Origin of the sequence: Paraburkholderia sp. GAS82 (assembly GCF_050436285.1) — a bacterium.
GTDB classification, from domain to species: Bacteria; Pseudomonadota; Gammaproteobacteria; order Burkholderiales; family Burkholderiaceae; genus Paraburkholderia; species Paraburkholderia phenazinium_B.
In genome coordinates this window covers 219344-244637 of the sequence record NZ_JBNDLX010000006.1, presented here as the reverse complement: position 1 = coordinate 244637, position 25294 = coordinate 219344, and the positions used below count along the sequence as shown (strand labels likewise).

The following is a 25294-nucleotide window of genomic DNA, read 5'->3' as shown; positions in this document are numbered from 1 at the left end:
CCAGGTGGCGTCAATGCAGCAACTATGGGTGACGTCATTCCGTTTCTCGCTGCGGCCCATCTCGCGTGCCGCCGCCTGTTCGATGAGAGATGCAAACATGAAAAAGCAATGGAATCTTGCGCTGTCTATCACGTTACTTTCACTGATCGCGGGCTGCGTTGCCGATGGTCCGCCGAAGTTTCCGGATTCTCAATCCGCGACGCAGGCGGGCGGCACCTTCGTCAACCTGGATAACCTGCGCAATGTGGAGCCAGGCCTCACGAAGGACCAGATGTTCGACCTGCTCGGACCGCCTCATTTCCACGAGTGGTTCGTCGGAGGGCATGTCTGGAACTACCTGTTCGATTTTCGTCAAGGCGGAAAGATCGTTACTTGCCAGTATCAGGTGCGATTCGACAAGCAGATGAAGGTGAGCGATACGTACTGGCGCGACCCTTCATGCGCGGATTTTCTTTTGACAGCGGGCGGAACACCGGCGCCGTAGGCTCCCGTTGCCGGACATTCGTCGACGTCGCCTTGCCGTCGCGAATGTCCGCTCCCTCCGAACACTTGCGTCCCCATGCGAATCGACGGACGACCGCTGTACGTTGGAAGCTGCCGTCAGGTCGCGCTGAGGCGACAGACCGAAGCGGGTCGCATTCTGTCCGTCGCGAAGCTTGGCTCCCGCGTCGCGATGCTGATTGCATGAGACGCCGCTCGTCCATGAAAGGACATCGACGTGTGCGACCGAAATTATCAACGGACGAGATGCCGCCGCCGACGAATTTACTCTCCAGCGTTGACGCAAGGCAACCGTAGCAAACGTTGTATGCGCTGGATTACGGTGTAAAGGTGTGTGACGTTGTTAGAGCCCCGCGCATGCGATTGGGGCGATATCTATGGTATCCACAGTCCAAAGCTTATGCTGGAGTCTCACTCTTTCTATACACGTAGACGGCAATAATCGTTGCCGCGTGCGAACGCAATCAACCGGAACGGAGCCTGAGCATTCGAATCCGTCTTTTGACAACGCCGATATCGCCTCCGAAATTGGCATGCCGACAGTCACCCGTTTATGCACCGTTTCCACCAGTGCCTCCTGGTTTGGTGTATAGCAAGAAGTCAAGGTTAGGCAAATAGTCAGGGCGATAAGGAAAGTTCGCACCATGTCATGTCGTCGGGCCTGTGAGGATGTAAGCAACTTTCTGAAGAGCGAGTTCGAAATTGAGTGGAGACTCCAGCGCTGCCCAATCATGACGCGCTTCCCGTTGGTTGTCGATTGCGGAATATGGGAGGGGTGTCCTGATAAAGTCCGTACGCGCTTTGCACGCACTGCTGACGACTGCTTCCGGGAATCGCAACCGACCGTTGTGGGCGCCCTGAGCCGATCGCCGCTGGGCTCAGTGCGGCCGCGTCCAGTGGTCCGGCATTGTTGCCCAGACCGTCGACAATTGGCTAGCGACGGCTAGTGCTCTGCCGGAACGATGCTGGAGATCAAAATCCGTCCCTTAGAGTCAGCAAAGCAGTTGACTGCAACATATTCGCCCGGCGCAGCACGAAAAGAGGCCTGAAACTCGACCTCTTGGCCCTCGACGCGACAAACCAATGCTTCCCTCATCGCAAATCCTTCTTTGGGACCGGGTCGCAAATGATCTATGCGCTCAATTCTAGCGACGGCAGAACGCATCGACCGATCGGGAATGTTGTTGCTGAAATAGGGTCGCCATATCGCCAGTCACGCGACAAGAAACAAAGCTGCGAGCACCCCTACGTAGCGCACGAGGTACTGAGGCCTGCGAGGATAAGGTCCCCACTGATGAGATATGGTCAAGAGTGGTGTTCGGGCGGTTTGATGAGCGGCGATTTCAAGCGGCGGGTTCCTGCTGATCCGGTCGATCGTCTTGCACCGGTTCGCCGTCTTTGAAGCCAATGCCCTCCAACAACAGCTTGATCTGTTTGGGGCCGTTGATACGGCCCCAGGCTTTCTCGGCTTCCTCGATCAGCTTGAATGCCAGACCGAGGAAGGTGGGTCGTGATACGCAGTTGCGCGTACGCGTAGTACGGTGTCAACACTTCGCGTTCCGGCAAATAACCTTTGCGCACCGCGGCGCGCTGCCCGTGCAATGTCTTGACGTTCTCGAACCGCTCCAGCAGCGCCAACAACTCCGCTTAGATTGCCTGCTGAATGACCTGCCGAGCCCTGTGCCGAACCAATTCGTCCAGCCCCAGACCGACTCCCGATAGTCCGACGACTTCTTTTTCTGTAAACTTGCTCATGGTGGATGGTTTGTTGTTTGCTAGTTTCCGATTTCGACAATCAGATTCTCAGGTAAAACCTCCACCGCCTTCAATCTCCCGCTCCCAAACTTCCCCGCACACCAGAATCGAGCTTATCTCACGGGAAACTGGGTTCGCCAGATGAGCTGTTCGGTCGACAGGCGTATGTTGGTCCGTCGAGCGACAAGGCCGGCACGGTTACGTTCGGTCGTCAATACTCGCCCCTTTACGACACAATGGGCGATGTGTTTGACCCGTTGACCGTGGGCGACTACTGGCAAGACAGCTGGGTGTGGAATGGCATCGGCCCGTACCTGGAAGTAAACAACTCGGTCAAGTACAAGGCGACGCTCAATGGCCTGACTATTGATGCCATCTACGGCTTCGGCAAAAATGCCGGCTCAGTCGGTCTGGGCAGCACGTACGGCATGGAGCTTACGTATGCAGTCGGCCCAGCATCGCTCGACACAGGCTTCCAGCAAACTTCCGTTTCAACTGCGGAGGGCAGCCTGGTCAACGGTGCAAAGATTACTCGTTCACGAAGCGCACGGAGGTTTACGCCACCGTGGACTTCGCGCGCGGCAACGGAGCGTTTGCTGCCGACTATCCGGGCACAACCAACACGAACACTGGTGTTGTCGAGAAGATTGGCCGTACCAACGACGTTGGCGCAGCGATCGGACTCCGGACAATGTTCCGATTCCCCAATCCGACAAGTTCGACTCCGGACCTGTCTGGACTATCGTCGTAGGCCCAGGCGAACCGGTGGGCGAGACGCAATACACGCGGAGCAAAACTCTTCGAAAACCGGCGTTGACGCGACCGCCCCGGGTATGATTTTACCCCGCCCGTTTGGGCGGCCTTTTTTGGTGCTCTCCGGAAAGCGCAATCGCAGAAACGGCGTGTCAGACTGGATCGAAGCCGCTTTCCCGCCGCGTGCTCACCTGAAGCCCGGCTGTCAGGAACGCAGCAAAATCCTCAGCAGCCGGCGCTTTGTCGATGACCCCCAGCACATATTCCGTCGCAAGATGGAACGCTTCCGGCAATGGGCCGACGAACAATACCTCGGGGATTTGCAGAACTTCGCTACGCTGCGCGAAGGCAAGCACCCGCTTGCCTTCGACGCCAGCAAGAGCCGCGACCGCCTGTGCTCCACCCGGAAATTCGACAATGTCAGGACGCAGCTTACCTCGGAGATCAAACGCCTCAAGCACGTATATGAGATGACGCCCTACCGTCGACTGCCGCGTATCACCGGTGTAGACGGCATCCACTTCACTCAAGGTCCGTCGCAGCGCATCGACGGTGGAAACCTGGAACGCGCCCGCATCGCCCCTACAGGCGAAACAAGTCGTCGTCGAGCCGAGCGAGCCACCCGGCGTCACGCGTTGCGGAAACGCCTGCTGGAGGCGCTGAAAAAATGAGGAAGTCAGAATCGTTAGACCGCAATCCTCGTGCGTCCGCATAGCTTCGCTCACGCGGTCGAAGGTTGTCCCCACCGCAGCAAAATCCGAAGACAATTTGATTCCATGGCTAGCGAAAAATTCATCGCACACCCTCCCGATCAAACCGCGTGCCGCACCGGCACTTTTAATACTAAGCTGTTGCATCAATTCTCCGATTCATTGATTTTCCTGGGCGACGGGCAGCGCGGTTCTCTCTATGTCACTCCTCAAGGCTGACGGTGGCGAGCGCGGCCAGCGCGCATTTTTCATCATTGTCAGCAGTGTCTCCGCTAATTCCGATGGCACCAAGTACGCGTTCCACAGGGTCGAGAATGAGTACACCACCCGGAACCGGCACGACGTTGCCGTCAGTGAGTGCCGCAATCGCCGCGAAGAAGTGCGGCACCTGGCCGACCCGTTCAGACATTACGCGGGTCGACTGTCCAAGCCCCAGTGCGCCACGCGCCTTGGCGGTCGCGATTTCGGCACGCATGTTGCCAGAATTGTCTTCGCGCTTTAACGCGGTCAGGTGGCCGCCGCGATCCAGTACTGCGACTGTTATCGGGTGCAGATTCAGTTTGCGCGCCTCGGACAATGCAGCGTCAATAATCCGCGTGGCTTGCGCCAAAGTAATGTCTGTCATGTTAGTACTCTTGGTGATGCCGGTTTAACGGCTTGATAAGTTTGCCTGGCGAAGCAGGCAGTATTTCGAACACCGTGGACGGGTCCCCGGATCTCATACCCTGCTCGCATGTGAGCGTACCCGGATATGTTTGGACGGCTCGGAGAACGACAACGGGCCTCCTCGACAAGGCCGCCATTCTCATCCAAGATAATTGTCCGGGAAAGCAAGTGTGCGCCTCTGCGCGAGGTCGTAGTCAACCTGGCTGAACGGCGCACGAACATCGCAGCCGAAGCCATGCGTTGCGCCCGGATAGACGCAGATTTCAACCTCCGGCCGAGCCTGCCGCAAAGCTTCTACATCCGTCATCGGCACGGACGCGTCCTGTTCGCCAAAGTGCAGCAGTGCAGGACAGTTTGGCTCTTCATCGCGCAGGGCTGCTATTCCACCGCCGTACCAGCCACAGGCGGCCTGAAAGACCCGCGTCCGGGTCGCGCCAAGCCACGCGACACAGGCACCGAGGGAATAGCCGACGATGCCGCACCGGGATGTCCCAGGTGCGACGGCAGCCGCTTCAATATCCGCGACCGTTTCGGAATCCTTCATCCGGGTGCGGGATTCACGGCCCCTGAGCCTTTCCTCCTCCGAATATCCCATCTCCATACCACGCTCGATACGGTCGAACATTGCGGGTGCTACGACCTTGTAGCCTTGCGCCGCGAAGCGATCCGCAACATCGCGGATGCGCGTATTGAGTCCGAAGATCTCCTGCACGATGACCAACCCGTAGGCAGCGTCCTCGGGGCCCGCCATATAACCCGACGATTCAAACCCGTCTTTCGCACACAACTGAACTCGGCCTCGCACGTTATCGCTCCATTTGACTTCAGCTATTGATGACCTGCGTACAGTTCGGGTGGTATCTCGCAGAATCCACAACGCCAACCGACGTTATCCCTGCGGTGATCCAATGGAAAACTGGTGATTGCGGCAGAGTGATCATATCCATGCCCATTCCAGGCTGCGAATATCGCCGAACTCCTGCTTCACTTTTGTCCACGTGACGCCTCCGTCTTTAGAACGGAAAACCTGCCCGAGTTTGCTGCTGCAGAAGATTAGATCCGGATTCTCGGGATGAGGTGCAAACTTCCAGAGCGTGCTGTTGAGCTCGAACCGCATCGGAACCTTGCGCCACGTGTCACCGTGATTGTCGCTGCGGAACAGATTGCCCCAGGAGCCCGGCGGCCCGTTCCCATTCGTGACGAAAATCGTTTGCGGAGCATGAGGCATAACAATCACAGAGCGTGTGTACTGATCAGACGCATCCAGAGGAATGTGAGACCACGTCTCGCCCTGGTTACCGGTCATGTGCAGACCTTTGTCCGTCGCGGCGAAAACGCGCTCCCTGACCGGCGAGACGGCGAGGCCGTGAATGTCCCCGGATATCAGGCCGCACGTCGTCTGCTTCCACGTCTCGCCGCGATCGCCCGAGCGCCAGATGTAATCGATCTCAACGCTACCCCAGATCGTGTTCTCGTCCTTCGGATCAAAAACAAACTTGGTGACGCGGGGATAGACTACTGCGGGGCAGCTCTGCGCCAGTCGTGCGGAAAGCCACGTCCACGTTTTGCCACCATCACTTGAGCGATAGAAAGCAGCCGGGTATCGTGTCCCGGCGAGGATAAAGTCAGGGTCCGAGGGTGCTTGGGCAAGTGCCCAAACGGGCGTCCTGCTGAACTCATTGAACAGCGGAACCCACTCCTCGTCTGCAGTACGCCAACGCATAATTCCATTATCGGTACCTGCCAAAAGTTCGCCTGGCCGTGCAGGATGCGAGCTCAATGCCCAGGCGGGCGTCACCGGGTAATGAATACCCTTTGTCATTCTTCTCCAACTCACGCCTTCGTCAGAGCTTGCCCATGCCATCATCGTTGCAGTACCGACTACGATTTGCATCCGCGCCTCCTGTGGGATCGTTTGGCCTCATTCCGTAAGATCGAGTTATAGACGAAGGTCCGAGGAAGCCGGTAACCAGAATGCTTGCAGAGTTACCCTTTTGTTTGATCGAAACCAGCCTCATGGCATTACCGGGCAAGAAGAAGAGCGAGCCGCGGGTACCCCGGTCACTGAACAATCCGTAGAGCCTTAAGCGTTGGGGCTCCACGGTGGAAATCGTGTTGCTGGAATTGCAAAGACATGGCAGCCTCTTCGTTTTGCTGTCTCCCCAGTTTCATTTTGCTGCCTCTCGCAACGGAGGTTGTCGAGCCGTATGCGCTGCAAGATCGTGGGTTTCGGGAGGCGAGCTCACGTGGGTGGCGCCAGGTATTGGTCATGTACCTGGAGTGCTCGCGCAGGCCTCTAAAGACGTTGGACTATCTGATCAGGATGAATCGCCTGCATCGGGCAGTGCCTCGTCCAATGATCCTGCTCAAAACGCTCGCACAACTCACCTCAGCGCGGGGACATTCGGTTCTGTTCGTGGCAAAACTGGGAGAGAAAATCACTGGTACCGTAGGCATGAGCCTGCTTGATACTCACGTGGGCAATACGGCACATCCGTACACGGCAAGTACGCTCGCCGCGTATCGCGGTCGCGGGATTCAGGTCGAACTGCTCCGCGCAACACAGGCCGCACCAAACGGCGCGCGAAGCCGGACGCCCGTCACGAGATGGTCGCTGCGGAGATTTCACGGTCTATACTGACCGAATCTCCTCCATGTCTCATTTGATATGGACTCAGCCCGCCGGCTGGCGGGTATCTTTTGAACTAACATTTTGTCGAACGTCGCAGATGTGCTCTTCGATGCACCTTCCGGCCGGTTTCTGGAATCCATGACACCGCGAAGCGCGCCAGAGCGTCCTGACTAGCGATCCAGCCGCCCCCCAGTTGATCAGCGGACATTTTACGAGCCATCAATTCTCTGCCCTTCGGGCCGACCACCATCCGTTCTTCATCGCTAGCGCTGCAATTACTGCGGCTTCAAATGGATACGCGAGACGGATCCGGCTGAGCCGGATAGAGTCGAGTGAATCTGCCTTTACCACATCCAACACCGTGCCTCCTGTGCGGCGGACTCCTCTTCGCTATCGCCGACCATTGAACGCCCGAGCGCTTCGGACGACAGGGACCGGTATCCCGCGCGTCCCGAGCCATTAGCGGCGACGTTTATCCTGAGCGATCACGGTACGCCCCGAAGGACGGAGATGAAAAGTCCTTTGCGCGCCGGGAAACCGGGCCCGCTGTGCTTTTAAAGAGAATTACAGGTGTGCCCGTGCTGAGGAACAATCGTGTCGGCACATGCAGCACACTATCCGCCCACTCCACCTCCGATTCAAGGACAGGCAAACACGTAATCGATGATGCTATGATTTGAAACCAACGCAACAGACCATGTCCCGTGCGGGTTTCCATGAAGACTGCAGATACTTCCGAAAAAGCAACGCCCGAGAAAGCGGCCGTTACGCACAGGCGCGTCATCAAATCAAATACGCGGGACGAGTCCCTCGTACAGGAACGGCGCAATCATCTGGTCAAGGCCGCAATCACTGTCTTCATTGAGAAAGGTTTTCACGAGGCAACCGTCCGCGACATCGGCAAAGCTGCCGACATGACGCAGGGGACGATCTACAACTATGTGAAGTCAAAGGACGATATCCTTTATCTGGTCTGCGACAGAATCATCACGGAATATCAACTGAAGGTCAAACGTGCTATCGATGAAGTCGATGATCCCGCAGCGCGTATCAAGGCAGCACTGCGCGCCACCAGCGAGATCGTTCACGACCACGAGAACGAAATCCTGTTGATCTACCAAAACAGTCACCTGCTCGACAAGCGCTCACGCAAGGTCATCCTCGCGCGCGTCAAGGAGTTTATCCAGATGTTCGAGGACATCGTGACACAGGCGTCATCCCAAGCAAAGATCACCGTGCGCAACCCGCGTATCACTGCCAATATTGTCACCTTTCTGCCCACCATGATTGCGCTGCGCCGCTGGTCACTCCGTGAGCGGGCAAAACCTGCAGAGGTAATCGAAGAACTCAGTAACTTTATGGCGCGTGGGCTCGGATTCTGACACGAGCTAACGACCAGCCGAAATTGTGTCCATTACTCCTCTCGCACTGAAAATAGTTGATACCGCACTCCAATACGGGCCCGAATCGAAACGGTGGCCGTAGAGTCCCAACAGGTTAAACCACCGTTTTGGATATCAAGACACGCTGGCGACAAGGTCCGCGCGCTTGATCTTGCCAGTCGGTGTCATCGGAAACTCGTTGACAACAACCAGCTGCTCCGGCAGTTTGTAATCGGCCACCTTGCCTCGCAGAAACGCAACCACCTGCTCCAACGTTACTTCATGACCGGGGCGCAACGTTGCAAAAAGGCAGCCCTTCTCGCCAACACGCTCATCAGGAACACCTACGACGGCGAGTTGCTGGAACGCTGGATATTCATAGAGAATCTCCTCGACCTCGCGCGGGAAGTACTTCTTGCCACCGCGGTTGATGATTTCCTTACGACGCCCCACGATTGCGACGTTGTGTGCATCATCGATGAACTTACCAAGGTCACCCGTTAGAAACCAGTCATCACCGGGGAAGCTCTTGCTGTTTTCCTCCGCATTATTCAGGTAGCCGAGGTGAATCGAAGGACCGCGAGCTGCAATTTCACCTTCCTCGAACAGATCTGCACGCGTTCCATCCGGCCTGAAGATCTCGAGTTCCAGACCTTCCACGACCCGTCCGACGGTCCCGTTGACTGCCAGCGGATCGTCACCTATCCGCGTGTAGGAGTGAAAACCCGTTTCTAGCATGCCGTACAGTTCGACCAGCGCCGTTTCTGGAAGCCTTCGTTGGAACATCCGAATCGTCTCTACCGGAGCGGAAGCACCACCCGTAACTATCACACGCAACGAATCGAGTTTCCGGCTGTCTATCTCATCGTGCCCGAGCATCGCCATAATTGATGCGGGTGCTGTCGGAATATAGGTTACCTTTTCACGCTCGATCAACGCGAGTGCTTCTCCCGACGAAAATCGCTCCATCAGGTATGCCCTCGCGCCCGTCATGATTGTCTGCAGAAGTGTCAGGTAACCCCAGTTCAGACCAACGGGCAAATAGGCCAGGAGGACATCCGACTCGCGTACAGCCATGTCCTTGCTGAGGATCATTGCCGCATAGAGCGTCGTGTTAGTGCTATGAAGGACCGCCTTCGGGTTTCCCGTTGTCCCAGAGGTGAATGCCATCCGAATGATCCTGTCGGGGGACACTTTCACCCATTCCCCGGACGCTAGTGACTCGTGCCGCGCAAGATTGGCCATCGACGAAACGTCGGCGTCGAAAACATCGTCGACGCAGATAATTGTGAAATCCTGGCTGCGTGTTCTAACGTCCCGTGCCATTGGCAAGTACTCGAATCCGCGCATCTGTTTCGCGCACACATAGGCGACGGACTGCGAGAACTTCATGATGTATTCGAGTTCCGAAGCGCGAAAATCCGGACTGATCTGGTTTGCGATCGCCCCGATGAGTTCAAGCGCGAAAAAGGCAACCGGAAATTCTACCCGGTTCGGTAGCTGTAACGTCACGACGTCGCCCGAGCGGATACCAACGCTTCTGAAGAACGTCGCACAACGGGTTACCTCATCCGCTAACTCTGCGTAGCTAAGGCGCCGATTTCTGTCCGCGAACACTTCCTTGCCGCCGTAACACTTCGCGGCTTCAAACAGGACATCGTGAAAGGACTGGTCAGCCCAATATCCAGCCGCTCGATATTGTCGAGCGCGCTCCTCGCATGGAAACTGTGTAGCCTCAATCATGATGCACCTCAACGAGTAGCCCGGAAAAGCCCGCCGTCGACCTGCGTCGTCGTGCCCGTAATGTACGAGCCCCGCGGTGAGACAAGTAACGCGACCAGATTCGCAATGTCCTGCGGGGTACCGATTCTGCCCAGTGGAACTTCCGCGCAGAGCTTGGCCTGTACGTCATCCGCCGGCTCATCACCGGCTGCGAATACCTTCTGCAGCCGCGGCGTGTTGATATATCCTGGACAGATCGTATTGATCTTGATCTGCTTGGCCGCCAGTTCAAGTGCCAAAGTCTTTGCCAATCCGATTACCGCCGACCAGGTTGCAACCGACAGGCCAAATTGCGGAATTGGCTGGATCGCGGAGATCGCGGTGATGTTGAGAATGCTGCCCCCTCCTCTCTGCTCCATTGAGGGAACGACCTGACGGATCATGCGGATGACGCTAAGCAAATTCTGTTCGACCGCTCTCTCCCACGCCGCATCGTCAAAAGAAAGAACGGGCCCCAACGGGGGCGCACCTGCATTGTTCACAAGGATATCGACGCCACCGCATTCGTCGAGGGTCCTACCAACGATTTCCTGGCAAGCGGACTCCGTTCGAAGATCCGCCGCGACTGGAATCACCCGGGCCCCGGTCTCCTCTGCGATCCGGCGAGCGCTCGCAAGGAGCGGCTCCTTGCGTCTTGCCGTGATGACCACGGTCGCCCCTTCCATCGCCAGCGTGTGTGCGATGCTATAGCCGATGCCCTGGCTGGCCCCTCCCACAATTGCGATCTTATCCTTCAGGTGCAAGTCCATCAGTTGTCTCCTTCACCGAGAAAATTGCTCGCATTGCGCCAGAAGACCTTCTCCAGTATTTCCTCGGAATATCCCTCCGCTTTCCAGTCAGTGACGAGCCGCTCATACGTGTAAAGCGGAATGTCTGCACCAAACATCACGCGGTCCTGCAGACGCCTCGAAATGTCATGTTTTAGTTCGTGCGTGAAGTACTTGGGCGACCACCCGTGCAGTTCATACCAGATATTGCGTTTGTGCATGAGCACCGCGATCGTCTCGGCTTGCCATGGCCAGCCCGGCCTTGCTGCAACGATTTTCAGGTCGGGATAGGTGGCCGCGACAAAATCAAGGTGCCTCGGATGGCAATTATCAAGAATGATGCCGCCACCGCCAGGCAGCCCCGCTCCCAGACCGGTAGTACCGACAAAAATCAGGGCTGGAATCCCGGCCTCGATACATAGTCTGTAGTACGGGGCAAAGGCCTCGTCGCTCGCCGGGGCCGTACCGGACGAAGAAACTGCAAAGCCAACGAAACCTGGAGCCTCGTCGATACAGCGTCTGAGTTCGTTCACACCGGCCGTTCCGCTTTTGTGCGGATCGATGTGAATCCAGTGTCCGACAACAGACGATCCGATTTCGCGCTGTGTCGCGAAGGCGTAGTCGTGCAATGCCTGCATCTCGTCGAGTGGCAGAAATTTTGCAAAACCAAAGTCAAGGATGGCGCGCGCATTGTTCTTCGTAAAGTACTCGGCCATTTCCCATTCGGACATGTAGCGCGGTTCAGAATTCCACGTCTTGCGCTGCTGGGCCAACTCCTGTTCGGTTCTCAACGGAAATCCGCGCCTCGTAGGCCAGTGTGAATGTACGTCGATGATCTTCATTCTTTCTCCAGTATCCGAAGAATACTTGCTCGCAGTACCACGGCCCTACGTGCGAACTCCCTGCTTCCAGCTGGCAAACCAATGTGACTGAGCGCTCAGTTTATGTCCGGAAATAGTAAAAGTCAATTTCACGGTCACCTCCTCCGTCACCCTGATCAACACGCCAGTCGACGCTCCGATCAACGTCGTGATCCTCTGAACGGCAGGGCTTCGGGACTCACGCGCCGCCCAGTCGTTGACGCAACGAGACTCGCACGGCAGTGGGGCAGACAAGCGCGTGTTTTCCAGCTAGCGCCCCTTGAAATGCCTTCTCGTTCAGAATTTCACCCAGCCAGACCCAGTGGCAGACCTCTGCAAAGCGCCAAACAGCCTGGTATCCTGAAGATCACTTCCATGGACCTCCCGATCGAACCACGACCGGGTCTGCCTGACGGCCGCCGGCCATCTCGCTCGCGCCCGTGATTCCGGGTACGCCTGAATACCAGGCATCACACTGAAAGTAAATTTCAAGAAAGCAACGACAGTCGGGGGCGGTTAGGGCCATTGTTGCGACTATAGAAGAATTATTTCCGAATCGAGCGATAAAGTCAGGTGCACTCTGTGTCGAAAACAGGTCTATCTTCCCAGCGTTTAATGCCTAGTTAGTAACGCGCGCTCATACAGCGTCCGGTCGAGTGCGACCTGGCCGTAATTCGCCAATCGTCCCAGTCGTTGACTCCAGTTTGCTCTTTTATTGAGCCGACCAAAGAGATCACAATCAATTCAATAGCATCAACCTGATGGCAAGCTTTAGCGCTGCCTGCTGTTTTTTGAAGTAACAGAGGAGGTCAAACTTTCCGGATATTTCTTCAGCCGGTATGGCGAACACTGCATTAGCTCCCGACACCTCCAGGGTGTAAACCTCTTCCAGAGCATTGAGCTGCCGATAATGAAGACGAATGCCTGTGACATTTGTGTGCGGACTTGCTCGCACCTGCAATTGAAGGAGCTGCCCGACTGAAACCTGGCTGGGTGGCGTGTGGATAATGCTTGGGCGCGCGAGGGCCATCGGATAATGCTCCTCCGCAGGTGGTGCGGCTTTTCTCGCCAGGTTTCGGAGCAGCATAATTGCTGACCTTGCCCGTTTTCATGCTAGAAAGCAGGAAGCCGCAAGTCTAGTTCTGTACCGCGCCATTCCTGGTTACCTCCCAGTTTTGACCCTGCCCTTGATACCGCCGCCTCAATCTGCGAACCAATGCCGTCGAATAATTCAGCAGTCTCGTGTGGCCCCTGCTTTGCCGATGCATGGTTCTGTACGACGTTTCGAACCGCTTCGGCTGGGCTAGCAATGAAACTCTGGTCGCTCGGGAGTACATCTTTATAGTCTGCGATTAATCCGCCTGGGTTGATTTCGGGCCAGATGTACATGTTTGGATCTGCGAGGTGAGCGGCAGCAATTTCGGAGACAACACACCTTCCGGCGTGGTAGGTCGTTGATACATCCGCGGCCGCATCCCCAAAGCGGCTGCGCAGCTCAGTCATCCACACATCTTCCGATGCGGTGGGGTTATAGCTCAACCGTCCCCAAAGCAAGTAAAACATCCAGTGCCGCTCAAACTCCCAATTCCAGAATTTCCGATCGTTATGAGATACGTATTGATTCTTATCGAAGATTTCCCATTTTCCCGGTCCGTTGCCATAGCCTTTTTGCGCCAGAGGGGCATTGATCTCAAATCCAGTACTATCGGACAGCGAAAACGTAGGTACTGCGCGTCGTACATACGCGGGATCGCCCTATAGTAAAACTCGGTTCTTCGAACCCGTGGAACTGGACGTTGTGGCCGTGCGCCATTGTGCCTGGCGCGATATCGGACGTGGCACAGCCGATCACCACGTTGTCGTCGGGATGCAGTTCGATCATGGGGCCGCTGATGGTCTCGCTGGATAATTCGGTCATATATTTGTGGCCTCGAAAGGGGTTCTGTCGCAGTACGGTGGTTGAGCCTTACAAAGACGATATACGTAGGATTACTTATATTATCAATGAATATAACTGACAGGCTGTAGATGGCTTGATTTTGTCAGTGTGCTTCATCTTCCCTTTGGCGATCATATGTATGATCTCGATGCCACTCAGAATGACACTCGCGGCGGAAGTCCTTGAACCCGACTTTCGGTCCGTCGATGCGTTTGATCGCCCAATGGTCCTGCTCAATCACGTTATTCAGATACTTGACCTGACAAACCTTGGTGGGCGTGTCGCGCCCAGCGTTCACCACGCGCAGCGCGGCCAGGTTGGCTCCGCTTTTGTCGATAGACACCGTCTCGGGTACGCTGTTTTGCTAGAGCGATTTCTCGAAAAAAACTGGTCAGTCGCCTTGCTACGCTTGGTTCGCAGACGAAAATCAATGTGTTGTCTTCCCTGTCCACGGCCTGATAGAGACAATCCCATTCACGCAGGTTTCGTCCATCCTCTAGATCTTGCCAACTGGCCGATTGCGGCGGCGGAACACCGTCTCAAGCACCGGCAGAAACTTGATGGCCCAGCAGTGCACCATGGAGTGATCGACCGCAGCCCCACGCTCCGCCATCATTTCGTCGCGACGCGAGCTAAGCGGATAGGCAACGTACCAACGCACGCAGCTACCTCAGTTGGCAGCTCGCTACGTTGCTTTAAAAGCGTGAGGCGATTACCTAGGCCACTGTGGGCGGCAGCCCGTTGAACTTGTGCCAATGGGCGGGCCACCCACAGCGACCAATGCATCTGTTGCCATTTGCACATCCGATGGTTCAACGCCTGATTACCAGCCGAATTCGCCATAGCAGTTGAAATTGATCCTCCATCGCGATGCGACTTGCTTAGACGAGCGTGATGAACCTTTCTCCTTTCCGCGGCGTTCGCCGATTCGTTTCTTAAAGGCGAAGACATGAGGCGTTTCCCCTTTCGTAGTCAATCTTATAGTGAGGACTTCAAAGCTTTGGCACACCAATTTTGATTTCCGCGAACAAATCCGCCATCGACCTCCGGCGTCCATTTGGTGTCGCTGTCAGTGAGCCCACTGACAGCGACACCATCGATACGCATGCCGGCCCGTAATGTCCGGTTTTGCACAATCACATGGTTCAACGTTTCACTGACTGCCAGTGACGCGTGCGGTCTTTGGCTTTGCCAACGCTGGGGGCGCACCTTCGATGCCAAAACCCGCGGATTGCTCTGCCGACCAATCACCCGTGATACGGATGCCCCCGATAGTCTTCACATTCTTCAGCCTCGGTAGTTTGTGCTCACTAATGGGCTGCGGCGAGCGCCTTCAGGGATGACATGGCCGGCGCCCTCGCACACCGGAGCCGCGCCGTGTGCGTTTGCGCGCCTGCGTCGCTCACCTCGGCTTTGCGTCAGGCGTTCAGCCTGAACATCGAGACCGACGCTTTCAGATCCTTCGCCTGCGCCTCTAGCGAGCTGGCGGCGGCGGCTGCCTGTTCGACCAGCGCGGCGTTCTGCTGCGTGACCTCGTCCATCTGTGTGACCGCCTGGTTGACCTGGCCGATGCCCTTGCTCTGTTCCCGCGAGGCGGCGGTAATTTCCCCCACGATGTTGGTCACGCGCCGGATCTCGTGAGTTATCTCGCTCATCTTTGTGCCGGCTTCCAGTACATGGGCGGCACCTGCCCGAACCCGCTCCACGGAATCCTGGATCAGCTCCTTGATCTCCTTGGCCGCCGCCGAGGAACGCTGCGCCAGCGAACGCACTTCCGAGGCAACCACCGCGAAACCTCGCCCCTGTTCGCCTGCCCGTGCGGCTTCCACGGCCGCGTTCAGTGCGAGAATATTGGTCTGGAAGGCTATGCCCTCAATGAGGTCGACAATATTGGCAATCTTGTCTGAGCTGGCGTTGATGCCCTCCATGGTTTCCACCACCCGTGACACCGCGGTGCCTCCCTGTTCCGCCACCTGAGCAGCCTGTGCAGCGAGCTGGTTGGCCTGACCGGCATTGTCAGCATTCTGGGTGACGGTCGAGGTCAGTTGCTCCATGCTCGACGCGGTTTCCTCGAGCGAGGCGGCCTGCTCCTCGGTGCGCTGCGACAGATCCTGATTGCCCGTCGCGATCTGGTGCGTGGCGGTGGCAATCGAGTCGGCCGAGATCTTGATCGTGCCGATCGTCTGCGTGAGCTGCTCCTGCATGCGCTTCATCGAAAACAGCAGGCTCGAGCGATCATCCGGTGCCGTCTTCACCATGCCAGTGAGATCGTTACCGGCAATCTGGTTGGCAATTTCGGCGGCGTACGACGGGTCGCCTCCCAGTGAGCGGAGAATGCCGCGGTTGAGCAGCACCACCACAGCCGACAGGGCGCCAGCCAGTACCACTAGGACCCCGAGGTTCTGGTACAGCGCCGAGCGGAACGCCGCATCAATGTCGTCGACGTAGAGCCCCGTGTTGAGAATCCAGTCCCACGGCTGATACGCTACGACGTAAGCAATTTTCGACGAGGCTTCGGTGCCCCCCGGCTTCGGAATGCTATAAAGGGTAAAGGCCTGACCGTCACGCCTGAGAACAGCGAGCATATCTCTGAAGAGAAAAGCACCGTTCGGACCCTTGAAGTCGCCGATGTTCTTGCCGTTCAACTGCGGTTGCGCCGGGTTCATCAGAATGGTCAACTGTGAATCCAAGATCGCGAAATAACCGTCTCGACCGAACCGCATGTTGCGAATGGCGGCCATTGCAGTCCTTTGAGCCTCCGCTAAAGGAATTGAGCCGGCAGCCGCCTGGTCGCCAAAATTCTTGACGACACTCAGCGCAACCTCCGACGCGTGTTGCAGGTCCGCCTTACGCTCGTCCAGACGCATTTCCCGAGTCTGGTAGGCGTTGTAAATCGAAATTCCAGCGAGAAACAACAGGCTCAGGATCAGTGGCAGCCAGAGCTTTTGAGCAAACGAAAGTTTCATATCTATCGAGTCCCTTTATTACACAAACATCGTATCCTGCGGCGTCCACGGCTAACTTTAGCCTCATGACCTCCCCTTCGTGTTGAAAGGGGTAATGCTCTGGGTTGGGCGCAGGGCCCCCCCTATGCGCCCAGAACGAAGCATCATGCAAACGGTCTCCCGATCGTCCTCAGATACCGCGACAAAAAAAGTCAGAAGCTGTGTCTAATGGACGCCGGGACGATGATCTGTTTGCCCGTCGTGGACGGCGACGCAGCGTCGACGTTTTTTGCGTAATCGACTTCGCAAAAAGAAACTTCTTGGCCAGGAGAAAAATCTCAACGAAGGGCGCCGAAGCGCCGTTCGAACACTGGATACCTTTACTGCCAGCTAGAACTTGTGTCGAATTCCAACAACCGCTGCCACTTGATTCGACGTCGACGACGGCGAGAGTCCGTTGATGTCTGCAACAGCCGTATGGCCGGTCGAATCCGTACCCGACGCGTGTTGATAAACCGCGTCGACGTAGAAGTCCGTACGCGTCGAGACGAAGTAGTCCGCGCCAAGGATTCCTTGGTGGTACTTCGCGTCGTTCACGCCGTAACCCTTCGTATAGTCGTATGCAGCGCCCAACAACAGAGCCGGCGTCACCTGATACCTGAAGTTCAGTTCGGCGTTGTGGAACTTGGCGCTGCCGGAGGTGGTCTGGTCAGGTGCACCAGTAATACCGGTTTGTCCGAGATCCTTGAACTGCGTGTTGCTGTACGTTGCACCGACCGTTGCCGCACCGAACGTGTAAGCACCTCCGGCGGCGATCACTTGCTGCGTCTTAGCCGATGCATAGCCCGAGTACACCGTCGAACCGGTCATGTTCGAACCAGTCGCGCTCGAGGTCGAGTTGTTGCCGAAGAAGGAGTAATTCGGGTTCCTGACGTTCAAGTAAGCTGCGTCCAACCGCAACGGGCCTTGCACATAGCCAATACCGCCCGAGAATATCTGGTTGCGGTTGAACTGACCTGCAACGCCGCCCAGGCTATACAAGCCGCCGAACTTGATACCGCTATAGTTGCTGCTCGTGAACTTGATCGAGTTATTCGCCCGAAGCGTGTTGTTCATGTTATCCAGGTCACCCGGGTGCGCGCCGAGGTACGTCGCCCACTGGGCCCCCACTTCGAGCGTACCGGTATAGTCCACCACGGAGTCGTATTGACGACCGACGGTGACTGTACCGAAATGGTTCGACAGGCCAACGTAGGCTTGACGGCCGAATTCGTCACCGCCTTGACTCAGTTTGCCGGTGAATACGCTGAAACCGTTCTCCAACACGAACACTGCCTTCAGGCCACCCCCCAGGTCCTCCGTGCCTCGCAGGCCCCAACGATCGGCTTGGAGGGCACCCCCGGTAGCTTCATAAAGCTTACTACCGCCGATATTGTTCGCGTAGACGTAACCTGCGTCGACAATACCGTACAGCGTCACGCTGCTTTGTGCCTGGGCTGCACCAGTGAATGTTCCCAATGCTGCAAAAGCGAGAAGTAATTTTTTCATTTGTTCTCCAAAATTTTAGTTAGCAGACGACGTGGGGAAATTCTTTGCTTCATCAATTTTCGATGAGATGACTAGCACTACATAAGACACTTTGATATAAATTAATTACGCAGTCCGAAATAAATACACTAAATCAAAATTCTCTGCCTGAGACTCTACGCCGCCACCGCTTCGAGAAACCAATGATCGTCAGACTCCTTTCACCCTCACCCAAAAGTGCGAGTGACACTGCGCGCAACAATACGGAGCTCGGACGCCCTCAATCTCAGCTGACGGGGACATAAACATGCTTCATGTACCAAGAACCACAATTCAAATGAAGAGTTGAATCGCAGGTAACGCGGCGTCGCAGTTGAGCAAGTTGACTCGCTTGACCTTGATCTTGAGAACATCGTCGAAGACCATGAGATCGTGGAACACCGTAGCGGCAAATATCTGCTGCTCGTCTCCTCGTGTCTCGGTATAAATCATTGGGGTACGCATTCGGTAGATACCATTTTCCACGGCATATAACGCTGGACGATGCAGTACATGAAGACAGCGGCTTTCCGGTTGTTGTGAAAATGCCCGCGGCTGCTTCAGCCTGTCGATGCGCAGCTTAAGCAGCAAGCGATCCTCATACATGAGCGAAGCCTGATTGAGACCATCACTTTGATTTAGCGTAAGGGGCATCCAGTACGTGCCGTCTTCAGTAAAAAGCTCGTACCATTCCTCGAAGCGCTTCTCATCAAGCAGAAGCGTTTCGTCATACACGAATTCGATCAGCGCATCGCGCAAAGAGCCAGCGATTTCCATATGTTGTTTCCTTATATTTCGTCGACTGTCGGCGGTCGTCCGACAGAACACGCTAGAAAGAAGACATGGCAGCGGACCAAAACGAGGCCCGTTGGCCTGGACGCTCCCCCCACAGTCAAGCGTCAAGCACGAGCTTCGGGCCACGCGCTCGCGACACGCAGATTTGCATGACGCGACCCGCCCGCTTTTCCGCGTCAGTCAGGCAATAGTCGCGATGCTCGATATCGCCCTCGAATACCGAAGTCCGGCAAATGCCGCACTCTCCACGTTGGCAGTCGAAGATCGGATCTAGACCTGCTTCAATCATAGCGTCCAGTATTGTCTGGTCCGATCGGACCGACAGCACCATCCCGGCCTGGCGTAACTCCACTTCGAACTCACGGTCGCCTGCCTGAGGCGCCGCCTCAGCGAACAGCTCGACGTGAATATTCTCTCGTGGCCAGCCTCGCGCAGTCGCCAGCGCGATAGCGGCATCGATCATCCCTTTAGGTCCGCATATGTAGAGAGGCTGCGTCAACTGAAGGGTCTCAAAAAGTCCCTCCAGATTCAGGCTCTTCGATGGATGGTCATCGGTATAGATATGGAGCCGTTCGCCGGCCAGTCCGCGCAGTTTGTCGACAAATGCCATATCCGGGAGGTTGCGACCACTGTAGTGCAATGTGAAGCCATGCCCCGCACTGACCAGTGCGGTCGCCATCGACGCAATTGGGGTAATGCCAATACCACCGGCAATCAGAACTGCGCGATCGCAAGCGTCCAGCGCGAATGCGTTCTCCGGTTCAGACACCTGCAACGTATCGCCAAGGCGTACGTTGTCGTGCATCCAGCGTGAACCACCCTGTCCGCCCTCCTCTCGTCGCACCGCGATCAGGTAAGCGCCGGGATTCAGTGTTGCGTGGGCGCCCAGTTCAAAGTTGACAAGCGAATAGTGTCGCCATTGACGACCATCCTGCGGCGAAACGCACACACGGATGTGCGCTCCGGCAGCAAAGGCTGGCAATGGCGTGCGGTCGGGCGCATGCATGCGGAACGTCTTGATTTCGGCAGTCACATCGCGGACCTCGTCGACAATCACATCCAGTATCTTTCCAGCGTGAGCATTCATCGCATACTCCTGCACTCAGTCCTCATATTGAATCAATCGTGGGTAGCCATCAGGTCAACCCAGGCGCGAAACTGATTGCGCATCAGAATTTCATTGTTGCCGCTAACATCCACGGGCAATTGACTACCTTCATCGACCTGGCATTCGCGGTGTAAGCTTATCCATGGATTGCCGCTGGAAGCCAACGCTTGCTGCATGGTCGTGAAGACGTGAATGTCGTCATGCGCAACGATGGACATCGGGGAGAATACGAGCCGGTTGTAAGTCAAGGTTCGCTGCAGCAGTTCGTCAGGCGCATCCACGGGCGCCAAGGCGAAAATCTCGACAAGTGTTCGGTTGACAGCGAGTGGGCGGATTGCGCGCAAGGTCTGCGGCGAACTCTTCAGCGCCAAAGTTGGAAACAACACTGAGTTCTGGGGGGCAAACGCTAGGATTTCCTTCGCACGTTTCTCCCCGTGCGCTGCGCGCATCGCGTCTTCGTATCCCGGCGGCGCGCCGTAGCCGGAATGAATGCTAGCGCGAGTACCAAGGATGCAATGTCCGTTCGCATAAACGCGCGCCCCCGCTTGCTGATAGAACTCGTAGCCTGAGCCGAATGGCAGTAATTGCTCCAACTCCATCGGGCGCGGGGTATCCTCGGGCCACGTTTTCACCGCGTCTCGAGCAGTTTGCCAGGCCGATTCGTGGGTGGAGATCGGGTGCACCGCGTCGACAATATTCTCGAGATACATCTTCCAGTTACACGGGATCACACTGCGCAAAATGCCACCGGCCACGCGCACTTCACCAGCGGGCGATCGATCGGCTAGATTGTCAAGCACGCCCAACATATCTCCGAAGTAATCACGAAAGGAAATGCCTTCGGGTGACATACGCGCAAACACAAAACCGCGGTAATTTTCGCAAGCCAGGCTGTCAAGCCCGGCAGACGCTTCGCACTCGTGTAGCCGTGTGCCTTCGTAGCCAATGCGCAGCGGCACGCCAAGTGGTTTGCCATCCGTGCGATAGGTCCAAGCGTGATAGGGGCAGCGCAGGAACTTGCCGGCGTTGCCTGAGGGCAAAGAGATCACCATTGTCCCTTTGTGGGCACAACGATTAAGCAGAGTGCGGATCGAGCCATCGGGTTGCCGGATCATGATGACCGGCTGACGGGCGATCTGAGTCGTGATGAAGTCGCCCGTATTGGGTACCTGGCTGGCGTGACCGACAAAGACCCAGCTCCGAATAAACAGTCGTTCACATTCGAGATCGAAGAGCTCCTCGTTCAGGTAGACATCCCGATGCACCCGATCTTTATCGAACAACGCTCGGATGGCGTCGGGGTCGCTGCGGTATTGAGACAGGTGGTTCATTGCGGATTACCGGGTAAAGTGCCACCTTTCCGACTAGCGACAAAGTGACAAGCCAGCTGAGATGTCATCGCCGCGCACTCCAACTCCTCAACCACGACGGGGGTCCCGAAGAACTGGGTGGCGACGGCTCGAAATATGCCGACTATCGGCGCACAGACTGTATGGGTGCAAGCGCCGTAGCCCCATGCAAACGGACTGTTGTGCACAGTCAGCTTGAGTTCTTCGGCACTCTCTTCGATGTACCATCGTCCCCAGCCGAGACCAGCCGATGCATCACACATAGTTTCTAGCAACGCGCGGCCGACAGCTGTTTTGCCGTACGCTTGCACGCTGCGTCCTCCATGGAGCGCCGCGGAATTGGCTAGAGAACTCAGCACGCGCTCGCGCGTCGTGTCGTCCAGGCTTTTCAACGTCCCCATGAGTACATCAGGTCGCATGATCAGGTAGCGGCGGTCGCCATCGCAGATCTCTCCCGCCTCAAGATCGTGCACCAGCCGTGAAACGATAGCGTTCATACCGATCGCTCCTTAGCGCGCTCTTCGGGCGGCAAAGTCTCGGGGGTGAATCTCAGCGCGACAACGATAGATAGACCCAGCAGTGCTAAATAGATGGCGACCGGCCACGGGCTTCGGTATTTCGCCAGCAAGGCAGTCGCCAGCATCGGAGATAAGCCCGCTCCGAGGACCGAGGCCACTTCGCGCCCGAGTCCCAAGCCCGAGTAGCGCACATCGGCGTTGAAAAGCTCCGACATGTAGGCTGGCTGCACACCCTCAAGGGCACCAAGAGCCACGCTGGTAGACAGAACGTAGGCCAGCACGATCACCCATGCCTGCCCGGACTGAAGCATCAGGAAAAAAGGAAACGCGACCGCTATGACGCCTAGTGCGCCCCACCTGTATACCGCGCGACGACCGATGCGATCCGACATATGACCGAACCATAGCGAGAAAGGGATCATCAGCACCATGGAAACCGTCAGGGCGCCCAACAGCAGGTTGCTGGACAGGCCAATGAACCTGCCGTACGCCAGCGAAAATGCGAAGAAAATATACGACGCGCCACCTTCACCAAAACGCAATCCCATTACCATCAAGAGCTCTTTGGGGTGGCGCCGGAGCACTTCGACGATGGGCGTGCGAACGCGCACTGTGGCTCGCTTAACCTTCACAAACTCAGCACTTTCCGGGATCTGTTTGCGAACGTAAAAACCCAGGGCGATAATGACAATGCTAGCGAGGAACGGCAAACGCCAACCCCAGCGAATGAACGCGTCATGCGGCAGCATTTGAGCAAGAAGAAATACCGCAGATGACATCACGAAGCCAGTTGTTGCCCCGGCAGGACTCCATGCGGACAGAAAGCCGCGCCGCGAGGCCGGCACATTCTCGCTAATGATAAGAATGCTTCCACTCCACTCACCGCCGGCTGCAAGGCCTTGGACGACACGCAATGCCAGCAGCAACACAGGCGCCCAGATACCAATGCTGTGATAGGTAGGCAGCAATCCCATCAGAAAGGTGGCACTGCCCATCATGAGCAGGGTCAGGATAAGCACATTCTTACGTCCAACACGATCGCCCAAGTGTCCACATACGATCCCGCCGATCGGCCGTACCATGAAGCCAATGAGGAATCCACCGAAGGACAGAATGGTTCCAACGAGCGGATCCGTGCCAGCGGGGAAAAAGAGATCGCCAAACACCAAGGCGGCCGCGGTGCCGTACAGAAAAAAATCGTACCATTCCAGCGCCTGCCCTATCATCGAAGTGAGCACTGTGCGCCGCAACGTTGCTTCGGGTACCCGCGTCGCCGCAGGACCGCTCACAATCGATATATCAGAGTTCATACCGGTCTTCCCACAAGTTCAAGGTATGGCGAACGCACGCTATGTTCGGGTGATCTCACAGCCTGTTCGCCGGTATCGGTCTCACGTTCAATATCTGCCGGACAAAAGTTCGCCGCAGTCCGAGACCTCCGTATGCATTTCCAGACGTCGCAGCATTTGCCACGTAGTCGCGACCGCCGCCGACATGGTCGGGACACCCGACTCGTCCTGGACCTTCTGGATCGACGACAACGACTGCATCTGGACACAGGCTGACAGCACGAGGGCGTCGATGTTGCCGCGATCGAGACGTTTATAGATGGCGAGCAGTTTCTCCGGGTCCTGCGCGGCAACCTGCAGGTTGTCCGGAATTTCGAGCGCAATATAGTCTTTCACTTCAATACCTTCACTTTCAACGTATTCAACAACCAACTTCGTCAGCGGCTTCATGTAAGGGCAGACTATCGAAACGCGTTTTGCGCCCATCGCGTGCAGGCCGTCAACCAGCGCGCCTGCGCTCGTCACCACGGGGGCAGGCGCCCCGTTCTCCATCGTTCGCTGGAACAGACGCTTCTCCGACACCCGGTGGTAGCCAGCGCCCATGCTCATGATGGCCACCAGGCACGCATAGCCGAGCACGTCGACGTGAGCATCTGAAAGCTCGATCGCACAGCGGTCGCTATCGCGATCCATTGCTTCGAGCTCTTCCTTCACGACCCTCTTCATTCGCATGCGACTAGAGTGGAATGTGAAGCGCTCGTCAGAGTCTCGCTCGCGCCTACGGAACATCGCAGGGATTTCGGTTTCCATCGTCGTATTGGAAGATGGGACAATCTGCCCGATACGCAGAACGCGCTGCTGAGCCATCATTTGCTCTCCACGGTTTCGAAAGCATTGAGTTGCACTGTTTCGGCGTCGACATCCGATGCCCCGCTGCCTTCATCGTTGAATTGCACGGGCGCGAGTGGCTTGCGGTTCACGCGTAGATCGAACACATCGAAGCGGTTGTAGTGACCGGTAATATCGTGCATCTGGCGCGGCTGGATACAGCGCGACAGGTCGATATCAGCGTAGACGATGCCCTCGTCATCGATTAGCGGCTCACCAATCACTCGACCGTCAGGCCCGAGAATCCCCGAGAACGCGCTGTTTCGACGCGCCAACAAATCGCGAGCCTGGGGGTGCGATGCGCCAATCGTCTGAATGATTTCCGGTGAAATGGTCGAGCATGAGACCACCGTAAATACCTTGCCTTCGAAGCAGTGCGCAGCCGCTCGCAGGCGGATTGCTTCGACCATGTCGTAATCAGGCGGTGCGACGGGGAGCGAGATATAGCTCGCTACGTGCACAAGCTCGCCCTGTGCGAGCAGGCTGAAACGGGCAAGCGTATTCGTGTTCTCGCCGCACGCTAGCGAGCCGAGCGGCCCTATGCTCGTATCGTGTACCCGCAACGCGGACGCGTCGCCGTTGGCCCACGTCAGCTTTTCGGCCCACGTCGGCACGAGCTTTCGATGTCTCCCGAGAATTCGGCCCTCGTCGTTGATTGTGACGAGCGTGTTGTAGAGCGTGCCAATGCCCATGCGGCTGCGTTCGTTGACGCCGATCACGACGTTGATATGGTTCGCCTTAGCTGCCCCTGCGATGCGTCGGATTTCCGGCCCAGGTATTTCGATGGCGGATCTGCACAACTTCTCGAACCAAGGGCTGCCTTCGACTGGGCTCATCACCCAGTTCCAGTACGGATAGCCGGCGACGAACACCTCGGGGAACGCGACAAGGCGCGCACCGTTGTCTGCGGCTTCGCGAATCAGCCCGCAGACCTTGTCGACGGTGGCGTCGGTGTCAAGGAACACGGGAGCGGCCTGCACGGCCGCTGCTTTGAATTGCGTGAGATTCAGCATGGAAGACGTCTCGCACTTTGTTGGGAAAATTTGACGCCGGCCAGTTGCCGACCGGATAGCGTCATACGAATGGCAC

The 25294-nt window shown here is 56.7% G+C and carries 20 protein-coding genes and 4 pseudogenes; 3 read left to right on the top strand and 21 right to left on the bottom strand.

All coding sequences use genetic code 11. The annotated features are described in order from the left end of the window. Nucleotides 1–13: 13 nt before the first annotated feature. Nucleotides 14–484, top strand: coding sequence for an outer membrane protein assembly factor BamE (locus P3T17_RS20330; RefSeq protein WP_254368871.1), 471 nt, complete (start codon nucleotides 14–16; stop codon nucleotides 482–484). Nucleotides 485–1844: 1360 nt separating this feature from the next. Here the strand turns inward: P3T17_RS20330 and P3T17_RS20325 are convergent. Further along, nucleotides 1845–2045, bottom strand: a pseudogene (locus tag P3T17_RS20325) (IS256 family transposase); the annotation flags it as partial. Next, nucleotides 2044–2256 (bottom strand): annotated as a pseudogene (locus P3T17_RS20320) (IS256 family transposase); the annotation flags it as partial. The pseudogenes P3T17_RS20320 and P3T17_RS20325, both read right to left, overlap by 2 nt. Before the next feature lie 113 nt (nucleotides 2257–2369). On the opposite strand from P3T17_RS20320, the pseudogene P3T17_RS20315 reads away from it, so the two are divergent. Then, a pseudogene (locus P3T17_RS20315) lies at nucleotides 2370–3007 on the top strand (porin); the annotation flags it as partial. Between the two features lie 154 nt (nucleotides 3008–3161). Here the strand turns inward: P3T17_RS20315 and P3T17_RS20310 are convergent. From P3T17_RS20310 to P3T17_RS20295, 4 genes are all read right to left on the bottom strand, one after another. Continuing rightward, nucleotides 3162–3866, bottom strand: coding sequence for a molybdate ABC transporter substrate-binding protein (locus tag P3T17_RS20310; RefSeq protein ID WP_429408692.1), 705 nt, complete (start codon nucleotides 3864–3866; stop codon nucleotides 3162–3164). Nucleotides 3867–3921: 55 nt separating this feature from the next. Next, nucleotides 3922–4344, bottom strand: coding sequence for a GlcG/HbpS family heme-binding protein (locus tag P3T17_RS20305; protein WP_074265571.1), 423 nt, complete (start codon nucleotides 4342–4344; stop codon nucleotides 3922–3924). A gap of 180 nt (nucleotides 4345–4524) precedes the next feature. After that, the gene (locus tag P3T17_RS20300) at nucleotides 4525–5172 is read right to left on the bottom strand and encodes a dienelactone hydrolase family protein (protein WP_429408691.1); all 648 of its coding nucleotides are present in this window, start codon (nucleotides 5170–5172) and stop codon (nucleotides 4525–4527) included. Between the two features lie 150 nt (nucleotides 5173–5322). Then, nucleotides 5323–6279: a WD40/YVTN/BNR-like repeat-containing protein gene (locus P3T17_RS20295; RefSeq protein WP_074265572.1), complete on the bottom strand. Its 957-nt coding sequence runs from the start codon at nucleotides 6277–6279 to the stop codon at nucleotides 5323–5325. 1454 nt (nucleotides 6280–7733) lie between these two features. On the opposite strand from P3T17_RS20295, the gene P3T17_RS20290 reads away from it, so the two are divergent. Then, complete coding sequence (locus P3T17_RS20290) at nucleotides 7734–8399, top strand: TetR/AcrR family transcriptional regulator (RefSeq protein ID WP_074265574.1); 666 nt, start codon at nucleotides 7734–7736, stop codon at nucleotides 8397–8399. 135 nt (nucleotides 8400–8534) lie between these two features. Here P3T17_RS20290 and P3T17_RS20285 read toward each other — a convergent pair whose 3' ends face one another. The 15 genes and pseudogenes from P3T17_RS20285 to P3T17_RS20215 all read right to left on the bottom strand — a co-directional run bounded on the left by P3T17_RS20285 (nucleotide 8535) and on the right by P3T17_RS20215 (nucleotide 25218). Continuing rightward, the gene (locus P3T17_RS20285; protein ID WP_429408690.1) at nucleotides 8535–10142 is read right to left on the bottom strand and encodes a class I adenylate-forming enzyme family protein; all 1608 of its coding nucleotides are present in this window, start codon (nucleotides 10140–10142) and stop codon (nucleotides 8535–8537) included. A gap of 8 nt (nucleotides 10143–10150) precedes the next feature. Then, nucleotides 10151–10930 (bottom strand): SDR family NAD(P)-dependent oxidoreductase, encoded by a 780-nt coding sequence (locus P3T17_RS20280; RefSeq protein WP_429408689.1) that lies wholly within the window; start codon nucleotides 10928–10930, stop codon nucleotides 10151–10153. Continuing rightward, the gene (locus tag P3T17_RS20275; protein WP_074265577.1) at nucleotides 10930–11790 is read right to left on the bottom strand and encodes an amidohydrolase family protein; all 861 of its coding nucleotides are present in this window, start codon (nucleotides 11788–11790) and stop codon (nucleotides 10930–10932) included. The genes P3T17_RS20280 and P3T17_RS20275 overlap by 1 nt, the downstream gene beginning before the upstream one ends. Before the next feature lie 757 nt (nucleotides 11791–12547). Continuing rightward, entirely contained in the window at nucleotides 12548–12895 is a 348-nt protein-coding gene (locus P3T17_RS20270; protein WP_143787547.1) for a hypothetical protein, read from the bottom strand. A gap of 26 nt (nucleotides 12896–12921) precedes the next feature. Continuing rightward, nucleotides 12922–13371, bottom strand: coding sequence for a hypothetical protein (locus tag P3T17_RS20265; protein WP_429408688.1), 450 nt, complete (start codon nucleotides 13369–13371; stop codon nucleotides 12922–12924). Between the two features lie 430 nt (nucleotides 13372–13801). Beyond that, nucleotides 13802–14411, bottom strand: a pseudogene (locus P3T17_RS20260) (IS6 family transposase); the annotation flags it as partial. Between the two features lie 754 nt (nucleotides 14412–15165). Next, nucleotides 15166–16713, bottom strand: coding sequence for a methyl-accepting chemotaxis protein (locus P3T17_RS20255; RefSeq protein ID WP_429408687.1), 1548 nt, complete (start codon nucleotides 16711–16713; stop codon nucleotides 15166–15168). A 369-nt stretch (nucleotides 16714–17082) separates the two neighbouring features. After that, nucleotides 17083–18240, bottom strand: a complete 1158-nt coding sequence (locus P3T17_RS20250) for a porin (RefSeq protein ID WP_074265582.1) — start codon at nucleotides 18238–18240, stop codon at nucleotides 17083–17085. Between the two features lie 312 nt (nucleotides 18241–18552). Further along, nucleotides 18553–19035, bottom strand: coding sequence for an aromatic-ring-hydroxylating dioxygenase subunit beta (locus P3T17_RS20245; RefSeq protein ID WP_074265583.1), 483 nt, complete (start codon nucleotides 19033–19035; stop codon nucleotides 18553–18555). 115 nt (nucleotides 19036–19150) lie between these two features. Next, nucleotides 19151–20140, bottom strand: coding sequence for a PDR/VanB family oxidoreductase (locus P3T17_RS20240; protein WP_074265584.1), 990 nt, complete (start codon nucleotides 20138–20140; stop codon nucleotides 19151–19153). A 32-nt stretch (nucleotides 20141–20172) separates the two neighbouring features. After that, entirely contained in the window at nucleotides 20173–21492 is a 1320-nt protein-coding gene (locus P3T17_RS20235; protein WP_429408686.1) for an aromatic ring-hydroxylating dioxygenase subunit alpha, read from the bottom strand. After that, the gene (locus P3T17_RS20230) at nucleotides 21489–22007 is read right to left on the bottom strand and encodes a V4R domain-containing protein (RefSeq protein WP_074265585.1); all 519 of its coding nucleotides are present in this window, start codon (nucleotides 22005–22007) and stop codon (nucleotides 21489–21491) included. The genes P3T17_RS20235 and P3T17_RS20230 overlap by 4 nt, the downstream gene beginning before the upstream one ends. Further along, entirely contained in the window at nucleotides 22004–23338 is a 1335-nt protein-coding gene (locus P3T17_RS20225; protein WP_074265586.1) for an MFS transporter, read from the bottom strand. The genes P3T17_RS20230 and P3T17_RS20225 overlap by 4 nt, the downstream gene beginning before the upstream one ends. An 87-nt stretch (nucleotides 23339–23425) precedes the next feature. Beyond that, nucleotides 23426–24184 (bottom strand): maleate cis-trans isomerase family protein, encoded by a 759-nt coding sequence (locus P3T17_RS20220; RefSeq protein WP_074266180.1) that lies wholly within the window; start codon nucleotides 24182–24184, stop codon nucleotides 23426–23428. Next, the gene (locus P3T17_RS20215; protein ID WP_074265587.1) at nucleotides 24184–25218 is read right to left on the bottom strand and encodes a carbon-nitrogen hydrolase family protein; all 1035 of its coding nucleotides are present in this window, start codon (nucleotides 25216–25218) and stop codon (nucleotides 24184–24186) included. The genes P3T17_RS20220 and P3T17_RS20215 overlap by 1 nt, the downstream gene beginning before the upstream one ends. Nucleotides 25219–25294: the final 76 nt, after the last annotated feature.